Origin of the sequence: Neobacillus notoginsengisoli (assembly GCF_003515685.1) — a bacterium.
GTDB lineage: Bacteria > Bacillota > Bacilli > Bacillales > Cytobacillaceae > Bacillus_D > Bacillus_D notoginsengisoli.
In genome coordinates this window covers 243,405-260,673 of the sequence record NZ_QWEG01000007.1, presented here as the reverse complement: position 1 = coordinate 260,673, position 17,269 = coordinate 243,405, and the positions used below count along the sequence as shown (strand labels likewise).

Here is a 17,269-nt window from a genome sequence, read left to right as displayed (position 1 = left end):
CGATGATGAAAGCAGAACAATTTGCCGGGTTGCTGGAGGAAAGGGGCATTTCACTTTCCTCTGCCCAGCTGAGCCAGTTCGAAACCTATTTCGAAACCCTAGTTGAATGGAATGAAAAGATGAACCTAACGGCTATTACTGACCGGGAGGAGGTTTATTTAAAGCATTTCTTCGACTCACTCTCGGCTGCATTTTACTTTGACTTTACCGGCTCTCCCTCTCTTTGTGATGTCGGCGCGGGAGCAGGCTTCCCAAGCATACCGCTTAAAATAGCCTTTCCCGAATTAAAGGTAACGATTGTCGATTCGCTTAATAAAAGAATCACTTTTTTGAATCAACTCTCAAAGGCGCTTGAATTGGAAAATGTCCACTTCATTCATGACCGGGCAGAAACCTTCGGGAAAAATCCCGCCCATCGGGAAAGCTATGACATTGTAACGGCAAGAGCGGTTGCGCGGTTGTCGGTTTTAAGTGAGCTCTGCCTTCCTTTGGTGAAGCAGGGAGGAAGTTTCGTTGCTCTTAAAGCCGCTAACGCAAAAGAGGAGCTTGCGGATGCAAAAAAGGCTATTTCGGTACTTGGTGGAAAGACAAAGGAGATCCACACCTTTTCCTTGCCAATTGAAGAAAGTGAACGGACCATCATCGTAATCAATAAGGAAAAGACGACACCTAAGAAATACCCTCGCAAGCCTGGAACACCGAATAAACTGCCGATTGAGTAAATCGGTTTTTAACTAGGCCAGTTTTGCTAAAACAACCAACTATTTCAGCAGGAATTGACTACTGGATAGAGAATTAGTTAACAGGGCGTATTTAAAAGGGGTGCTGGAAATGAAGAATTCTTTTTCACGCTTTTTCGGCCGTGGTGATAAAGAACAGATAGAAATTGAGAATGAGATAGAAATAGAGACAGAAGTTAATCATGAAGAAATTAAAAAAATCGCCATTGAATTGATTATACCTAACCGGTTTCAGCCAAGAACGGTGTTTGATGACGAGAAAATAGATGAACTATCACGTACAATCCATATGCATGGCATCATCCAGCCGATTGTCGTCCGGGAGCTTGAAGACGGACGCTATGAGCTCATTGCCGGAGAACGAAGATGGCGAGCGATGAAAAAGCTGGGCTGGGATGAGGTTCCTGCGATTATTAAAAATATGTCTGACACAGAAACTGCTTCCGTTGCTTTGATTGAAAACCTGCAGCGGGAAGAGTTGTCACCTATAGAGGAAGCAATGGCTTATGGTAAGCTCCTGACACTTCATAACTTGACGCAGGAAGCGCTTGCCCAGCGTCTTGGCAAAGGCCAGTCAACAGTAGCCAATAAACTTAGGCTCTTGAAGCTTCCACAGGAAGTACAGGAATCCTTGTTAAATAAACAAATTTCTGAAAGACATGCAAGGGCACTTATTCCATTGAAGGATCCAGAAAAGCAAGTGGCTGTTCTCGAAGAAATTATGATGAAAAACCTGAATGTTAAACAGACTGAGGAAAGAGTCATAAAACTTTTGGAGCAGTCTGTCCAAAAACCAAAGCCAAGACGAAAAGCCTTCAGCAAGGATATGCGAATTGCAGTCAACACGATCAGACAATCCCTCTCCATGGTTTCCGACAGCGGGATTAAGCTCAATTCTGAGGAAGAGGAAACGGAAGAATACTATCAATTTACGATTAAAATTCCTAAAAAGAAATAATCCATAGACAACAAGTAAGCCGGATGAAGTTTCATTCCGGCTTTCTACTCGTTTTTTGCAAAACTTCCCCATAACCACACCCAAAACAGAAACATACGTTCCCCTCATTGGCGGACACCCCTGAATCGAAGCAGTTTGAATAGGTGCATGCCTGTATGAAAGGTGCTAATTCAATAATTTAATAAAAAAAACTCCACTAGTTACTTTTCATGTTAAAATAGGATGCATAGCTCTATAAAACTTATTTTTGGCAGTGCCTAATGGTATAGCCGTTATTTTTTGCAAAAAAGGTAGGTGACATCGTGGGCAAAATACTTGCAATCGCGAATCAAAAAGGAGGAGTCGGAAAAACGACGACTTCTGTCAATCTGGGCGCCTGCTTAGCATACATAGGGAAAAAAGTCTTAATGGTCGATATTGACCCGCAGGGGAATGCGACGAGCGGAATAGGCGTAGAAAAAGCCGATGTTGAGCATTGCATTTATGATGTGCTCGTGGATGACATTGAAGCAAAGGAAGTCATCAGGCCGACATCGGTTGAAAATTTATCAGCCATACCTGCTACAATTCAGCTTGCCGGAGCGGAAATTGAGCTCGTTCCAACGATTTCCCGGGAGGTCAGGCTGAAACGTGCGCTTGAAGAGGTAAAAGACGATTATGATTATATCATCATTGATTGCCCGCCATCTCTAGGCCTATTGACCATCAATGCCCTGACCGCTTCGGACGCTGTCTTGATCCCTGTCCAGTGTGAATATTATGCACTTGAAGGGTTGAGCCAGCTGTTGAATACAGTCAGGCTTGTCCAAAAACACTTGAACCAGAATTTGAAAATAGAGGGTGTCCTCCTCACGATGCTGGATGCCAGGACGAATCTAGGAATTCAAGTGATAGAAGAAGTGAAGAAATACTTCCAGGACAAAGTCTATAAGACGATTATTCCAAGGAATGTGCGTTTAAGCGAGGCTCCGAGCCATGGAGAACCAATAATCATATATGATCCGAAATCACGCGGGGCTGAAGTTTATTTAGATCTTGCAAAGGAAGTGGTTTCTAATGGCTAAAGGTCTTGGAAAGGGGCTGGATGCTTTTTTTGCCAACATGGAAGCTGGCAATGAAGAGTCTGTCCAGGAAATAAAGATTAAGGAATTGCGCCCGAACCCTTATCAACCCCGAAAGCATTTTGAGCCTGAAGCAATTGAAGAATTAAAGGAATCAATTATTGAACATGGTATTCTCCAACCTCTTGTTATCCGGAAAAGCATAAGAGGTTATGAAATTGTTGTCGGTGAACGAAGATACCGAGCTGCAAAAGCAGCTGGATTTGAAACAGTTCCCGCTGTCGTGCGCGAATTATCCGAACAACAGATGATGGAACTTGCTGTCCTTGAAAACCTTCAGCGGGAAGATTTAAACCCGATTGAGGAAGGGGCGGCCTATCAGACGCTAATGGAAAAGTTAAAGCTGACTCAGGAAGAAGTAGCCAAGCGGTTAGGGAAAAGCAGGCCGCATATAGCCAACCATATTCGCCTTCTTTCTCTTCCAAAGCAAATCCAAGACCTCATTTCAAAAGGAACGATTACCATGGGGCATGGCCGTGCATTGCTTGGTTTACGGCAAAAGGCGAAGCTCCAGCTTCTCGTAGAAAAAATTGTGAAAGAAAACCTGAATGTCCGCCAGTTGGAAAAACTAATTCAACAGCTGAATGAAAATGTTTCACGTGAAACAAAAAAGCCGGAAAAGAAAAAAGACTTGTTTCTACAAGAACGGGAGCATCAACTTAGGGAAAGATTCGGGACAACGGTACATATCAAACAGACAAAGAACAAAGGGAAGATAGAAATTGAGTTTTTTTCAAAAGAGGATTTGGAAAGGCTTCTTGAGCTTTTAGAACCGGAATCCAACGAATAAGCCATCAATTGATGGTTTCTTTTTTTAATCATTCAGTTTAGAAGCTATAACAGACAGGGGAAAAGGATATGTTTTTATGGGGTACAATTGTAAACGGCCTGTTAATCATTCTTGGTACATTCCTTGGTAAATTGCTGCACCGTATCCCAGAAGGAATGAAAACGACCGTTATGCATGGAATCGGCTTATCTGTCATCGTACTTGGCCTGCAAATGGGGCTAAAAAGCGAAAACTTTCTAATTGTCATTGTAAGCCTTGTCCTGGGCGGTGTGCTTGGAGAATGGTGGGCACTGGATGATAAATTGAACAGGCTTGGATTGTGGCTGGAAAGGAAAATTGGTTCGAATGGCAAAGGAAGCATTTCACAGGGGTTTGTGACAGCGACACTTATATTTGTTATTGGGGCGATGGCCATTATCGGTGCCCTGGACAGCGGCATACGGGGCGATCATGATGTCCTCTATACCAAAGCAATCATTGACGGCTTTACTGCTATTATTCTGACAACTACTCTTGGAATAGGGGTCATCTTCTCTGCCATCCCAGTGATGCTCTATCAAGGAACTATTGCTTTGTTTGCGACACAAATAGATAGGATTGTCCCAACACTATTGATGGATCAGTTTATTGTTGAAATGACAGCGACAGGCGGAGTGATGATCTTTTCAATCGGCTTGAATCTTGCCGGTTTGACAAAAATTAAGGTAGCTAATCTTCTGCCTGGCATTCTTGTTACGGCTGCTGCGGTTGCTGCCATTTACTTTTATCATCAAATGGCCTGATGTGATAAAAAACAGGAAAAGATAGAGACCTTTTCCTGTTTTTTTAATTGGTCTGTTCATTTACTGTTTCCTGTTCTCGATTCCAGCGTAGTTCTGACCAGCCAATCTGGCTTGATTGATACTTGGAGGCAAGATGAATGCCATTGGCAATCATTTTTGCCATTTTCACAACCAGGCTCAATCTTGTATTTTGAAGAACAAAAAACTCCATAAAGCCGCTGACGTTTACGATTCCAGTAATATGCATGTCGCCAACTTCCGGCAATTCCTTATTTACTCCTGCGCCAGGCTTCACAGGGCCATCACACACCTGGATAATCCCGACACTTTTGAAACGACCTAAACAAGCATCAATTGCAATGATAAAGGGATGAAAGTGCTTTTTTGAAATCTCCTTCAACTTATCTTCCAAATTGACGGCATGAATTGGATCGTCCAATGTTCCATATATATGGAACGATGGGGATCTCATTTCTTCCAAAAATGTACCAACGAGAGGGCCTAAGGAATCTCCTGTCGACCGATCAGTTCCAATGCAGACGACAACGATCGGCCGGCTGGCTGATAGGGGCAGATTTAATACAAGTCCAGCCGCAAGCTTTGCATCTGCCTTAGGATCCTCATGATGAATACGGCTATTTTGCAACGTATCAAATATGCGTGATTTACTATTCATAAAGCCCACTCCTTCATGGAAAGCGTAAAGCCCAATTAAATTTGACGCTGATTTTTTGATTAATTTATCATGGAAATCTGGTTTGAAAGCGATAGGTGGGAACCGTGCAGAATTGAGGAATAGTATCATTATACGAATATATTTCGTTATCTATACATACCTGTAATAGGTTTTTGCTAAACAGGGTAGAAAGAAGGATGAATCGCATGCTAACAGGAGGAAAGAACTAGAAAACTATCTGGAAAGTTGAAAAAATTCATGGTTCTCAATAGAATAAGGTTGATTGAGTATAAATGGCGGTGAAATGGTGGATTCATATAACAGAGTTATGAACAAGATACATAGCAGGTTAATGGATGAAGATAAATGGGCAGCAATTGGTGAGGGTGCCATCAAGATTATCTTAATTCTCATCCTAACAGGGATTTTGATTAAAATAGGGAAGGCAGCTATACATAAAACATTTGAAATCAGAATGAAAATGCCGCTTCGTGTGAAGGAACGACGGGAAGCAACACTTGTTAAACTCCTAGATAACATTCTATCCTATGTGATTTATTTTATTGCCTTAATGATGATCCTTACTGAGCTGACAATTGATGTAAAAGCAATGCTGGCGGGGGCTGGGATTGTCGGGCTGGCAGTCGGTTTTGGAGCGCAAAACCTCGTAAAAGATGTTATTTCCGGCTTTTTTATTATTTTTGAGGATCAGTTTTCTGTAGGTGATCATATAAAAATCGATCAGTTCGAAGGAACGGTCGATTCAATTGGATTAAGGACAACAAAGATTAAAACATGGACGGGTGAAGTTCATATTTTGCCTAACGGAAGCATTACTCAGGTAACCAATTATTCACTGAATAACAGCATGGCTGTAGTGGATGTTGGGATTGCTTATGAAGAAGATATTGAAAAAGCAGAACAAGTCATTCGGGAAATTATTGAGAACATTCCCCTGGACAATGAGGATATAGTCAGTCCACCGGAATTTGTAGGGATCCAAAACTTTGGCCCGACAGAAATTACGGTAAGAGTTGTTGCGGAAACAAAACCGATGACACACTATGGCATTGCAAGAATGCTTCGAAAAGAAATCAAGCTGGGGCTGGACGAACATGGAATTGATGTTCCATTCCCGAGGGTTGTAATGTACTCTAGGGAGAATAAAGATGGGAAGGTAAATGACAAGGGGGAAAACTGATGGAACAAACAGAGTTCGGATTGAATGATGTAGTCGAAATGAAAAAACCTCACCCATGCGGTGTGAATCGATGGAAAATCATTCGTTTAGGGATGGATATTAGAATCAAATGTGAAGGCTGTTCCCATAGCGTCCTCATCCCTCGCAGGGAATTCACCAAAAAGATGAAAAAGATCCTAGTGAAGCATGAAGCATAATCCCATGCTTCTTTTTTTTGTCAAAATAGATTAATCTAATAGTTATAGAGAATATAGGCTTTGGGGGTGAAGGAGTTGCAAAAAATTGTTAAATCAGCTTGCCCTTTAAACTGCTGGGACAGCTGCGGATTTCAGGTAACAATGGAGAATAATAAGGTCGTTCAAATAGATGGCGATCCCGCCCATCCAATCACGAAAGGGAAAATTTGTGGGCGCGGCCGTTCATTAGTAAAAAGAATTGAAGCTGAAGACCGGCTCCTTACCCCATTAAAGAAAATAAATGGGGAATTTATCCGGATATCATGGGATCAGGCACTTGATGAAATAGCCAGAAAAATGGATGAGATTAGAAAAGAGTACGGATCTACCGCTGTTCTGCACAGCCATGACTATGCCAATAGCGGCGTATTGACGAACCTGGACCAGCGGTTTTTTAACGCGTATGGCGGCGTGACGGAGCTTGTAGGCTCACTGTGTTGGGGAGCAGGCATTGAAGCACAGCTCTGGGACTTTGGTGATGTGCTCAGCCATGCGCCGGGAGACTTGCTTAACAGCAGGCATATTGTCGTCTGGGGCAGGAACGCAGCGAGAACAAATCTGCACTTTTACCAAGACTTGCTTGATGCGAAGAAAAAGGGTATCAAAATTTATGTCATTGATCCAATTTTTAATGCCACTGCAAAGCTCGCAGATGAACATATATCGATAAAACCCGGTATGGATGGGCTTTTGGCCGCTGGAATAATAAAAGAAATGCTCCGAATGGGCCTTGAAGACCGAACTTTTATTCAAGAGTATACTGTTGGTTTTGAGGACGTTGTCCACCTTTTGGAAACAATCACTCTCGATGAAATCAGTGAAATGACCGAAGTTCCTAGAGAAACAATTACCATGCTGTCTGCCATCTATGCCGACCGGCCTGTCTCTACTTATATGGGTCTTGGCATGCAAAGATACCGCAACGGGGGTAATACCATTCGCTTTTTGGATGCATTAGTTGCAGTGAGTGGAAATATAGGTATACCTGGCGGCGGAGCCAATTATGCAAACCTGCAAGTCGGCCGCAGTTTCCAGGCAGGTCGGCTTTCTCTTAGTGAACGAAGGAAGGAAACTCGCCAATTTCCAATCATGAAGCAGGCTGAGATGATTCTTTCCGGGAAAAACCCGGAAATTAAAATGGTCATTGTAACATGCGGCAACCCTGCTACTCAGGTGCCGGATTCCAATGTAGTGGAAAAAGCATTTTCTAAGGTGGATACATTGGTCGTCATTGACCATTTTATGACCGATACCGCGCTTTTAGCAGAGTATGTCCTTCCTTCAGCAGCCGTTTTTGAGGAGGAAGATATTTATTATGGTTCTATGTACCACCATTATGCCAATTATGCCCCTAAGCTGATGGATCCTCCTGGGGAGGCAAAGTCCGATTTATGGATTTGGACGGAGCTTGCAAAACGCCTTGGGTTTGGGGAAGATTTTGCTTATACCTCGGAAGAGTGGCTTGAAATGTACCTTGAACCGATGAATAAAGATGGCATTACTCTCGATGTGCTTAGAAAAAATCATACGGTTGAGCTTCCCGTCATAAAAGTTCCTTGGGCTGACAGGAAATTTAAAACACCTTCAGGAAAATTTGAATTTTCATCCCTTCTTGCCGATGAGAAAGGAATGGATGGAAGGCTGAAACTTTCGTTGCCTGCTGAGTCCAAATGGGTCAATAATAGCCTTGCGGAAACATACCCTTATACGCTGCTGACGATTCATCCTTTACGTTCAAACCATTCTCAGCACTACCACTTATTTGAAAAAGAGCCCCGGGTCGTTATCCAAATCGCCGCTGATATTGCAAACAGTCATGGCTTGGCAGAAGGGGACGAAGCAAGGGTTTGGAACAGTCGCGGTGAAGTAAAAGGAACGATATCCATTTTGCCAAAAATGCATCCTGGAACAATCAATATTGACGAAGGCATTTGGAAGCGGTTTGGAGGTCCTGTTAACAGCCTCACCTCAAGCTTGGAATCGGACAATCGCCTCGGCAGCACGCTATATGATTGTCTTGTTGCCATTGAGAAAGTATAAACATATTCAGCTGCCGGTTTTCCGGCAGCTTTCATTTGTTATCCAGTAAAGCCGTCCTTGTCTTTTTAGGCATCAATGCCTATAATTGTGTAGGGCTTTTATTGATTTTACATCTTAATTGCACGTTTTTGAATAGATTATGTTAACTACAGAGGAGTGACCGAAGAAATGGCATTGACAGCAGGTATAGTGGGTCTTCCGAACGTCGGAAAGTCTACACTTTTTAATGCTATAACCCAGGCCGGAGCAGAATCAGCCAACTATCCGTTCTGTACGATTGATCCGAACGTTGGGATTGTAGAGGTTCCGGACCATCGCCTAAACAAACTGACAGAACTTGTAAAACCGAAGAAAACCGTTCCAACAACATTTGAATTTACAGATATCGCCGGTATTGTAAAGGGTGCGAGCAAAGGGGAGGGGCTTGGGAACAAGTTCTTATCTCATATTCGCGAAGTAGATGCCATCTGCCAGGTAGTTAGATGCTTTGCTGATGACAACATTACACATGTCGCGGGAAAAGTAGACCCGATTTCCGATATCGAAACAATCAACCTCGAACTGATTCTTGCTGATATGGAGTCAGTTGAAAAGAGGATTAGCCGCGTTGAGAAGCTTGCAAAGCAAAAAGACAAGGATGCTGCTGCGGAATTTGAAGTACTTGCCATGCTTCGAGATGCATTTGAAGCTGAAAAGCCGGCAAGATCTGTTGACTTTACTGAAGAGCAAATCAAAATTGCCAGGCAGCTTCATCTTTTGACAATAAAGCCAGTCCTTTATGTAGCGAATGTCGGTGAGGATGATGTTGCAGATCCTTCCTCCAATGAATATGTTCAGCTTGTCCGTGACTATGCTTCGAAAGAAAATGCCGAAGTGATTGTTATTTGTGCAAAAATTGAATCTGAGATTGCAGAGCTCGATGGAGAAGAAAAGGAAATGTTCCTATCGGAGCTCGGGATTCAGGAATCCGGTCTTGATCAATTGATCCGGAAAGCTTACAGCCTTCTAGGGCTTGCCACTTATTTTACTGCGGGCGTTCAGGAAGTACGCGCATGGACGTTCAGAAAAGGAATGAAGGCGCCGCAATGTGCGGGAATCATCCATTCCGATTTTGAAAGAGGGTTTATCCGTGCTGAAACGGTCCATTATGACGATTTGCTTGCCAATGGTTCAATGACAGCCGCAAAAGAGGCAGGAAAAGTCAGGCTTGAGGGTAAAGAATATGAAGTGAAAGATGGAGACGTCATCCACTTCCGCTTTAATGTGTAGTCTTGTATAATTGAGGCCGTTTAGGCGTTCATCCATCATAAAGGATGAACGCTTTTTCAGTCGGGAGCAAGGACTCGAACAACAGTTGCACAGATGGCAAAACTATGGTATACTTTTACCTTGCGAGTAATTATTAAATTGCTCCTTGCCCATTCGGGCCGCTTAGACCAAAAGGAGGTGACAGTGATGAGAAAGTACGAAATTATGTACATCATCCGCCCAAACATTGAAGATGAGGCCAAGAAAGCTCTTATTGAGCGCTTTAACACCATTCTGGCTGACAATGGCGCGGAAGTAGCTGAAACAAAGGACTGGGGTAAACGCCGTCTTGCATATGAAATCAATGATTTGCGCGATGGATACTACCAAATCCTAAAGGTGAATGCTGAACCTGCAGCGGTAGAAGAATTCTCCCGTCTTGCTAAGATCAGCGAAGATATCATTCGCCACATTGTAATTAAAGAAGAAGAATAATCCTAGAAGATAAATGGACCCGTAGGAATGTTCCACGTGAAACATTCCTGTTTCGGAAAAGGAGTTGATTCTGATGATGAATCGTGTCGTTCTGGTTGGCCGTTTAACAAAGGATCCCGAGCTTCGATATACGCCTAACGGGCTTCCGGTTGCCACTTTTACTCTTGCTGTCAATCGGAATTTTTCTAACCAACAGGGAGAAAGAGAAGCAGACTTCATCAATTGTGTTGTTTGGCGAAAAGCGGCTGAAAATGTTGCCAACTACCTTAAGAAAGGCAGTCTGGCAGGTGTAGATGGCCGTATTCAAACACGTACTTATGAACAAGATGGTAAAAGAATGTTTTTTACTGAAGTTGTAGCAGATAGTGTTCAATTTCTTGAACCAAGGAGTTCTGCGGGGAGAAGCGACAGCAACGATAATTATGGCGGTGCTCCAAGAGAACAGGGAAATCCTTTTGGGGGCAGCAATCAGAATCAACGACCTGCACCAGCAAAACAGCAGGGCTACACACGTGTGGATGATGATCCGTTCGCTGGCAGCGGACAGATTGATATTTCAGACGATGACCTGCCATTTTAGTCAATGAGTGAAACGTGATATAAAAACGAATTGAAGGAGTGAAAATCATATGGCAATGGGACGTAGAGGCGGACGTGCAAAACGCCGTAAAGTGTGTTACTTTACTGCAAACGGCATTACCCACATCGACTATAAAGATGTGGACCTGCTCAAAAAGTTCATCTCAGAGCGCGGAAAAATTCTGCCACGCCGTGTAACCGGCACGAATGCAAAATATCAGCGTAAACTGACAGTTGCGATTAAACGCGCGCGTTTAATGGCATTGCTTCCGTACGTATCGGGAGAATAATTTTACAAAACTATTTTTAGCAGCAGGGACCTACTCCTTGCTGTTTTTTTATCATTTTTTTGCTGCCTGAAGAAGGTTTAATCTTTTAATAGGATTTTAGGGCATTAACGAGGAAAAGTACATATGTCTATTCCCTTCAAAAAGGGGACCTTTTCACATGTTTGAATAAAAAAGAACAAAGGCTTCGTTCTTTAAATAGAACGAGCGGGCGATTCAGTCAAATCCCTTTTCTTGACCGGGATATTGGGTATAATTAATAGTGATAATGTGAATCTTCCATCAGTGGGGGGATCATCCCCCACCGATGGTTAGCCGCGCTGAGCCCGATTGGTGAGATAAGATTTTTCTTAGGGCTTCAGCCCTTAGAAAAATCAATCGGGCTTTGCGCGACTAAGCCGCTGAAGAGCACAGCGGCAAGTTTCACTGTAATTCACTAATCGGACCTTTACGGTCAGTTGACCGCCCTCCTATCTTATTCGTTTCCTCTGAATCTTGAGGTGGGGGTCTTGACTTTCCGTTAAGAGTGGGATAAATTGCTGTCCTGTTTGCGAATGAACAGAGCTGTGCCTGAGCGATCCTGGCATGAGCAAAGAAACTAGAGGGACAATACTGTCAGGGAGCTGAAAGAATGCCGTCATTTTTGGAAAAGCGGTCGATACGTTATCCCTTTTATGGATTACTTTGCCTAACAACGGTGCTTTTAGGCATCCTTACAAAATACAATCCTGCTGTCAGCATAGCGGGCTTAATTTTGGCGGGTATCACCCTTTATTATTTAATAAAAGTGGAAAAGGGCCAGCGCGTGGAATTGGAGGAGTATATCTCCACTCTTTCTTACCGGGTAAAAAAGGTTGGAGAGGAAGCCCTGATGGAAATGCCGATTGGAATCATGCTAATCAATGATGATTATTGCATCCAATGGACAAATCCCTACCTTGCTTCCTGTTTTGATGAAGATACTTTAACCGGAAGATCTCTTTACGATGTTGCAGAAGCGCTTATTCCGCTTATTAGGCAGGAAGTTGAAACGGAATTAATTACATTGCATAATAGAAAGTTCCGGGTTGTCCATAAAATGGACGAAAAGCTGCTTTACTTTTTCGATGTCACCGAGCAGACAGAAATTGAAAAAATGTATCGGGATGAAAGAACCGTTATTGCTATTATTTTTCTTGATAATTACGAGGAACTGACGCAGGGACTCGATGATCAGATGCGCAGCAGCATTAATAGTCTTGTGACTTCCTTGTTGAATAAATGGGCGAACGACAATGGTATATTCCTAAAACGAATTACTTCAGAGCGATTTATTGCCGTTTTCAACGAAAGCATCCTGCAAAAGCTGGAAAAAGCCAATTTCACCATTCTGGATGAGGTAAGGGAGATGACGATAAAACATAATCTTTCCTTGACTCTCTCAGTAGGGGTTGGCACTGGAGTTTCTTCCCTCCCAGAATTGGGGACTCTTGCCCAATCAAGCCTGGACCTTGCGTTAGGCAGAGGGGGAGACCAGGTTGCCATTAAGCAGTCGAATGGAAAGGTTAAATTTTTCGGGGGCAAAACAAATCCTATTGAAAAGCGCACAAGAGTCAGAGCGCGTGTGATTGCCCATGCGTTAAGAGAGCTGATAGCAGAAAGTGATAAAGTCATCGTTATGGGGCATAAATACCCTGATATGGACTCCATCGGTTCAGCTATGGGGATAAGCAAGGTTGCCCAAATGAATAAGCGTGAAGGGTATATTGTCTTAAATTCTGATGAAATAGATACAAGCATCCAAAGGCTTATGGAAGTAGTCAAACAGCATCCGGATTTGTTTGAGCGGTTCATAACGCCTGAACAGGCGCTGGAGCTAGCTACACCGGATACACTACTGGTCATCGTCGATACCCATAAACCATCACTTGTCATTGATGAAAGGGTTCTAGCCCGTATCAGTGATGTTGTCGTTATTGACCATCACCGGCGCGGGGAGGATTTTATCAGTCATCCTTTACTTGTCTATATGGAGCCATATGCATCTTCGACAGCAGAACTAATTACCGAACTTCTGGAATACCAGCCAAACCATGGGAAATTCAGTATGGTTGAAGCAACAGCCTTACTGGCAGGGATAACGGTTGATACAAAGAGCTTCACACTGAGGACTGGTGCGCGCACTTTTGATGCGGCCTCCTATCTCAGGACCTTGGGAGCTGACACCATCCTTGTGCAAAAGCTGCTAAAAGAAGACGTTGATACGTATATTAAACGGTCAAAATTGATAGAATCCGTTTATTTTTACAAAGATGGAGTCGCGATTGCAAAAGGGACAGATGACCAAGTATATGACCAGGTTATGCTGGCACAGGCAGCCGACACTCTTTTGGCAATGGATAGCATCCAGGCCTCTTTTGTTCTGTCGAAGCGGGACGACGGCCTGATAGGCATCAGTGCCAGGTCGCTTGGAGATATCAACGTCCAAGTCATAATGGAAAGTCTCGGGGGGGGAGGACATTTAACCAATGCCGCAACCCAGATGGCCGATATAGAGACAGAAGAAGCAGAGCAAAGGCTCAGACAGGCCATCGATGAATATTTTGAAGGAGGGAATTAGGAATGAAGGTTATTTTTTTGAAAGATGTAAAAGGAAAAGGCAAGAAAGGCGAAGTCAAAAACGTCGCTGATGGTTACGCACACAATTTTTTATTCAAGCAGGGGCTCGCCGTTGAGGCAACTTCTGCGAATATGAGCAATTTAAACGCCCAAAAGAAAAAAGAGGAAAAGATGGCTACCCAAGAGCTTGCTGAGGCGAAAGACCTTAAAGCAAAACTTGAAAAAATCACTGTGGAATTAACTGCAAAATCCGGTGAAGGCGGCAGGTTATTCGGCTCCATAACAACGAAGCAGATTGCTGAAGAGCTTCAAAAGAAGCAAGGAATTAAACTTGACAGGCGGAAAATGGAACTTGAGGATGCCATCCGCTCACTAGGAATGACAAAGGTGCCAGTAAAGCTCCATCACGAAGTTACTGCTGTGCTGAACGTACATGTAAAAGAAGGAAACTAATTTTTAATGTAGTTCACTTAGGAACATGATAAGATAATAGAGTAGCAACACGAAATTGTGATCGGCTCAGCTGGTCACTTTTTTTTCGCCGTGTATATAAATGAGTACCTCTAGGGACAGGGGGTTATTTTAATGAACGATGTGTTTGCGGATCGGATGCCGCCTCAGAATATAGAAGCAGAACAGGCCGTGCTTGGAGCTATTTTCCTAGAACCGGCTTCATTGACACTGGCTACCGAAATATTGATTCCCGAAGATTTTTACCGTGCGGCCCACCAAAAGATTTTTAATATGATGCTTAAACTGAATGATGAAGGAAAAGCAGTCGACCTTGTTACTGTCACAGAGGAATTGGCGGCTGCCAAATTGCTCGAGGATACAGGAGGAGTCAGCTATTTAAGTGAACTCGCAGGCTCTGTTCCAACAGCTGCCAACATGGAGTATTATGCAAAAATCGTGGAAGAGAAATCATTGCTGCGGCGCCTGATCCGAACAGCAACCACCATTGCCCAGGAGGGATACTCCCGCGAGGATGAAGTGGAACTCCTTCTTTCAGAAGCGGAAAAAAGTATTATGGAGGTTGCCCAGCGTAAAAATGCCGGGGCTTTTCATAATATTAAAGACGTATTAGTACGGACGTATGACAATATTGAATCCATGCATAACCGGAAAGGCGATATTACGGGAATTGCTACCGGTTTCCAAGAGCTTGACAGGATGACTGCCGGCTTTCAGCGCAATGACCTAATTATCGTCGGTGCGCGGCCATCTGTTGGTAAAACGGCATTTGCCTTGAACATTGCTCAAAATGTTGCCGTCAAAACGGGTGAGAATGTCGCGATTTTCAGTCTCGAAATGGGCGCTGAGCAACTCGTCATGAGGATGCTCTGTGCGGAAGGGAATATCGATGCCCAAAGATTAAGAACCGGCTCCTTGACGGATGAGGATTGGGGAAAGCTGACGATGGCAATGGGAAGCTTGTCTCGCGCGGGTATTTTTATTGATGATACCCCAGGGGTCCGTGTTGCAGATATTCGATCCAAGTGTCGGCGCCTGAAGCAAGAGCAGGGGCTTGGCATGATTATGATCGACTACCTTCAGTTGATTTTGGGAAGCGGCCGGAGCGGCGAGAACCGCCAGCAGGAGGTTTCTGAAATCTCCCGTTCTCTTAAACAGCTTGCCCGTGAACTGGAAGTCCCGGTCATTGCGCTTTCCCAGTTATCCCGTGGCGTTGAGCAGCGCCAAGACAAGCGTCCGATGATGTCGGATATCCGTGAATCCGGAAGTATCGAGCAGGATGCCGATATCGTAGCCTTCCTATACAGGGATGACTATTATGACAAAGAGTCTGAGAATAAGAATATTATTGAAATTATCATTGCCAAGCAAAGGAATGGCCCAACAGGAACCGTTCAGCTCGCATTTGTGAAGGAATACAATAAATTCGTCAATTTAGATACTCGTTTTGGTGATTCCGCAGTCCCGCCGGGGGCATAAATATATAATGTTAAAGCCAGCCGTCCTTTAATAGGGCGGTTTTTTGCTTTAATTTTGCAAAAGGGGGTAAACTATAGCGAGTCTACTAGAAGGAAAACATTATAACGAACGAATAAGGGATATTATTAATTTAATGTTCGTGTTTAGTTGATTTTTATATGCAAAGTTGGTAAGATTGGAATGGTTTGTTGCTTAAAAATAAAAAGTAGCCACACGTGGAGGTGCTCGTATGTCATCTGTTGTTGTAGTAGGTACACAATGGGGCGATGAAGGAAAAGGAAAGATTACCGACTTCCTTTCGGAAAATGCCGAGGTTATTGCCCGTTACCAGGGAGGAAATAACGCTGGCCATACTATTAAATTTAACGGTGTTACATATAAACTGCATTTAATTCCTTCTGGGATCTTTTATAAGGATAAAACTTGTGTAATCGGAAACGGCATGGTTGTCGACCCGAAGGCACTAATAAAGGAACTTGCCTATTTACAAGGTGAAGGTGTTTCGACAGACAACTTGCGCATTAGTAACCGTGCGCACGTCATTCTTCCATATCACTTGAAGCTGGATGAAGTCGAGGAAGAGCGTAAGGGAGCCAATAAGATCGGTACGACCAAAAAGGGGATTGGCCCGGCCTATATGGATAAAGCAGCCAGAGTGGGTATCAGGATCGCTGATTTGCTAGATCGGGAAGAGTTTGAAGAGAAGCTTGCCAGGAACCTTGAGGAGAAAAACCGCCTTTTTGAAAAGATTTATGAGACAAAGGGTTTTACAGCTCAAGAAATACTGGATGAGTATTATGAATACGGCCAGCAAATTAAAAAATATGTGTGTGACACATCCGTTGTGCTCAATGATGCGTTGGATGAAGGGCGCCGTGTCCTGTTTGAAGGCGCGCAGGGAGTCATGCTCGACATTGACCAGGGAACCTATCCCTTCGTTACATCTTCCAATCCTGTGGCAGGCGGAGTGACGATTGGGTCGGGAGTAGGTCCAACCAAGATTACAAACATCGTCGGCGTTTCAAAAGCGTATACAACAAGGGTGGGGGATGGTCCGTTCCCGACTGAGCTTAATAATGAAATTGGCGACAGGATTCGTGAAGTTGGCCGTGAGTATGGCACGACTACCGGCCGCCCGCGCCGGGTTGGCTGGTTTGATAGCGTCGTTGTCCGCCATGCCCGTAGAGTCAGTGGGATCACAGATCTGTCACTCAACTCGATCGATGTACTTTCCGGCCTTGAGACCGTTAAAATTTGTGCGGCATACCGGTACAAAGGCGAAATCATTGAAGAGTTCCCGGCAAGCCTGAAAGTACTGGCTGAATGCGAACCGGTTTATGAAGAATTCCCAGGCTGGACGGAGGATATTACCGGCTGCAAATCACTGGATGAGCTTCCGGAAAATGCCCGACATTACCTGGAAAGAATTTCGCAGTTAACTGGCATTCCATTATCCATTTTCTCCGTCGGTCCAGACCGCTCCCAGACGAATGTTGTTCGAAGCCCGTGGAGGACAAGATTATAAGTGATGGTGTTAGACCCTTTCCTGTTGGAGAGGGTTTTTTTAT

Annotated in this window: 17 protein-coding genes; 16 read left to right on the top strand and 1 reads right to left on the bottom strand. The window is 43.8% G+C overall.

The features are described 5' to 3' along the window. Nucleotides 1–5 precede the first annotated feature (5 nt). The 5 genes from rsmG (at nucleotide 6) to D1B31_RS12830 (ending at nucleotide 4,391) form a co-directional block, all read left to right on the top strand. On the top strand, nucleotides 6–722 hold the full coding sequence (rsmG, locus tag D1B31_RS12850) for a 16S rRNA (guanine(527)-N(7))-methyltransferase RsmG (protein WP_118921214.1): 717 nt from the start codon (nucleotides 6–8) through the stop codon (nucleotides 720–722). A 109-nt stretch (nucleotides 723–831) separates the two neighbouring features. Further along, nucleotides 832–1,698, top strand: coding sequence for a nucleoid occlusion protein (gene noc, locus D1B31_RS12845; RefSeq protein WP_118921186.1), 867 nt, complete (start codon nucleotides 832–834; stop codon nucleotides 1,696–1,698). Nucleotides 1,699–2,000: 302 nt separating this feature from the next. Further along, nucleotides 2,001–2,762 (top strand): ParA family protein, encoded by a 762-nt coding sequence (locus tag D1B31_RS12840; RefSeq protein ID WP_118921185.1) that lies wholly within the window; start codon nucleotides 2,001–2,003, stop codon nucleotides 2,760–2,762. Further along, nucleotides 2,755–3,609: a ParB/RepB/Spo0J family partition protein gene (locus tag D1B31_RS12835; RefSeq protein WP_118921184.1), complete on the top strand. Its 855-nt coding sequence runs from the start codon at nucleotides 2,755–2,757 to the stop codon at nucleotides 3,607–3,609. Before D1B31_RS12840 ends, D1B31_RS12835 begins: the two co-directional genes overlap by 8 nt. A 68-nt stretch (nucleotides 3,610–3,677) precedes the next feature. Further along, the gene (locus D1B31_RS12830) at nucleotides 3,678–4,391 is read left to right on the top strand and encodes a DUF554 domain-containing protein (protein WP_118921183.1); all 714 of its coding nucleotides are present in this window, start codon (nucleotides 3,678–3,680) and stop codon (nucleotides 4,389–4,391) included. A gap of 43 nt (nucleotides 4,392–4,434) precedes the next feature. Here the strand turns inward: D1B31_RS12830 and yyaC are convergent, their stop codons facing one another. After that, nucleotides 4,435–5,067 (bottom strand): spore protease YyaC, encoded by a 633-nt coding sequence (yyaC, locus tag D1B31_RS12825; RefSeq protein ID WP_118921182.1) that lies wholly within the window; start codon nucleotides 5,065–5,067, stop codon nucleotides 4,435–4,437. A gap of 328 nt (nucleotides 5,068–5,395) precedes the next feature. On the opposite strand from yyaC, the gene D1B31_RS12820 reads away from it, so the two are divergent. The 11 genes from D1B31_RS12820 to D1B31_RS12770 all read left to right on the top strand — a co-directional run bounded on the left by D1B31_RS12820 (nucleotide 5,396) and on the right by D1B31_RS12770 (nucleotide 17,226). Then, on the top strand, nucleotides 5,396–6,268 hold the full coding sequence (locus tag D1B31_RS12820; RefSeq protein ID WP_118921213.1) for a mechanosensitive ion channel family protein: 873 nt from the start codon (nucleotides 5,396–5,398) through the stop codon (nucleotides 6,266–6,268). Next, a complete protein-coding gene (locus tag D1B31_RS12815; protein ID WP_118921181.1) occupies nucleotides 6,268–6,465 on the top strand; it encodes a DUF951 domain-containing protein in 198 nt (65 codons plus the stop codon). The genes D1B31_RS12820 and D1B31_RS12815 overlap by 1 nt, the downstream gene beginning before the upstream one ends. 75 nt (nucleotides 6,466–6,540) lie before the next feature. Further along, entirely contained in the window at nucleotides 6,541–8,544 is a 2,004-nt protein-coding gene (locus tag D1B31_RS12810; protein ID WP_118921180.1) for a molybdopterin-dependent oxidoreductase, read from the top strand. Between the two features lie 168 nt (nucleotides 8,545–8,712). Beyond that, nucleotides 8,713–9,813: a redox-regulated ATPase YchF gene (gene ychF / locus D1B31_RS12805; RefSeq protein WP_118921179.1), complete on the top strand. Its 1,101-nt coding sequence runs from the start codon at nucleotides 8,713–8,715 to the stop codon at nucleotides 9,811–9,813. A 186-nt stretch (nucleotides 9,814–9,999) separates the two neighbouring features. Then, nucleotides 10,000–10,287, top strand: a complete 288-nt coding sequence (rpsF, locus tag D1B31_RS12800; RefSeq protein ID WP_118921178.1) for a 30S ribosomal protein S6 — start codon at nucleotides 10,000–10,002, stop codon at nucleotides 10,285–10,287. A gap of 73 nt (nucleotides 10,288–10,360) precedes the next feature. Beyond that, nucleotides 10,361–10,867 carry a single-stranded DNA-binding protein gene (ssb, locus tag D1B31_RS12795; protein WP_118921177.1) on the top strand — a complete coding sequence of 169 codons (507 nt, stop codon included), beginning with the start codon at nucleotides 10,361–10,363 and terminating at the stop codon, nucleotides 10,865–10,867. Nucleotides 10,868–10,916: 49 nt separating this feature from the next. Continuing rightward, nucleotides 10,917–11,156 (top strand): 30S ribosomal protein S18, encoded by a 240-nt coding sequence (gene rpsR / locus D1B31_RS12790; protein WP_118921176.1) that lies wholly within the window; start codon nucleotides 10,917–10,919, stop codon nucleotides 11,154–11,156. Between the two features lie 628 nt (nucleotides 11,157–11,784). Further along, on the top strand, nucleotides 11,785–13,752 hold the full coding sequence (locus D1B31_RS12785; RefSeq protein WP_118921175.1) for a DHH family phosphoesterase: 1,968 nt from the start codon (nucleotides 11,785–11,787) through the stop codon (nucleotides 13,750–13,752). 2 nt (nucleotides 13,753–13,754) lie between these two features. Then, nucleotides 13,755–14,204: a 50S ribosomal protein L9 gene (gene rplI, locus D1B31_RS12780; RefSeq protein ID WP_118921174.1), complete on the top strand. Its 450-nt coding sequence runs from the start codon at nucleotides 13,755–13,757 to the stop codon at nucleotides 14,202–14,204. A 132-nt stretch (nucleotides 14,205–14,336) separates the two neighbouring features. Further along, nucleotides 14,337–15,701, top strand: coding sequence for a replicative DNA helicase (dnaB, locus tag D1B31_RS12775; RefSeq protein WP_118921173.1), 1,365 nt, complete (start codon nucleotides 14,337–14,339; stop codon nucleotides 15,699–15,701). A 229-nt stretch (nucleotides 15,702–15,930) separates the two neighbouring features. Continuing rightward, entirely contained in the window at nucleotides 15,931–17,226 is a 1,296-nt protein-coding gene (locus tag D1B31_RS12770; protein WP_118921172.1) for an adenylosuccinate synthase, read from the top strand. Nucleotides 17,227–17,269 lie beyond the last annotated feature (43 nt).

Coding starts and splice junctions, on each gene's coding strand:
- rpsF (WP_118921178.1), top strand. CDS start 10,000: ATGAGAAAGTACGAAATTATGTACATCATCCGCCCAAACATTGAAGAT.
- rsmG (WP_118921214.1), top strand. CDS start 6: ATGAAAGCAGAACAATTTGCCGGGTTGCTGGAGGAAAGGGGCATTTCA.
- yyaC (WP_118921182.1), bottom strand. CDS start 5,067: ATGAATAGTAAATCACGCATATTTGATACGTTGCAAAATAGCCGTATT.
- D1B31_RS12830 (WP_118921183.1), top strand. CDS start 3,678: ATGTTTTTATGGGGTACAATTGTAAACGGCCTGTTAATCATTCTTGGT.
- rplI (WP_118921174.1), top strand. CDS start 13,755: ATGAAGGTTATTTTTTTGAAAGATGTAAAAGGAAAAGGCAAGAAAGGC.
- dnaB (WP_118921173.1), top strand. CDS start 14,337: ATGAACGATGTGTTTGCGGATCGGATGCCGCCTCAGAATATAGAAGCA.
- rpsR (WP_118921176.1), top strand. CDS start 10,917: ATGGCAATGGGACGTAGAGGCGGACGTGCAAAACGCCGTAAAGTGTGT.
- D1B31_RS12815 (WP_118921181.1), top strand. CDS start 6,268: ATGGAACAAACAGAGTTCGGATTGAATGATGTAGTCGAAATGAAAAAA.
- D1B31_RS12785 (WP_118921175.1), top strand. CDS start 11,785: ATGCCGTCATTTTTGGAAAAGCGGTCGATACGTTATCCCTTTTATGGA.
- ssb (WP_118921177.1), top strand. CDS start 10,361: ATGATGAATCGTGTCGTTCTGGTTGGCCGTTTAACAAAGGATCCCGAG.
- noc (WP_118921186.1), top strand. CDS start 832: ATGAAGAATTCTTTTTCACGCTTTTTCGGCCGTGGTGATAAAGAACAG.
- D1B31_RS12835 (WP_118921184.1), top strand. CDS start 2,755: ATGGCTAAAGGTCTTGGAAAGGGGCTGGATGCTTTTTTTGCCAACATG.
- ychF (WP_118921179.1), top strand. CDS start 8,713: ATGGCATTGACAGCAGGTATAGTGGGTCTTCCGAACGTCGGAAAGTCT.
- D1B31_RS12820 (WP_118921213.1), top strand. CDS start 5,396: ATGAACAAGATACATAGCAGGTTAATGGATGAAGATAAATGGGCAGCA.
- D1B31_RS12770 (WP_118921172.1), top strand. CDS start 15,931: ATGTCATCTGTTGTTGTAGTAGGTACACAATGGGGCGATGAAGGAAAA.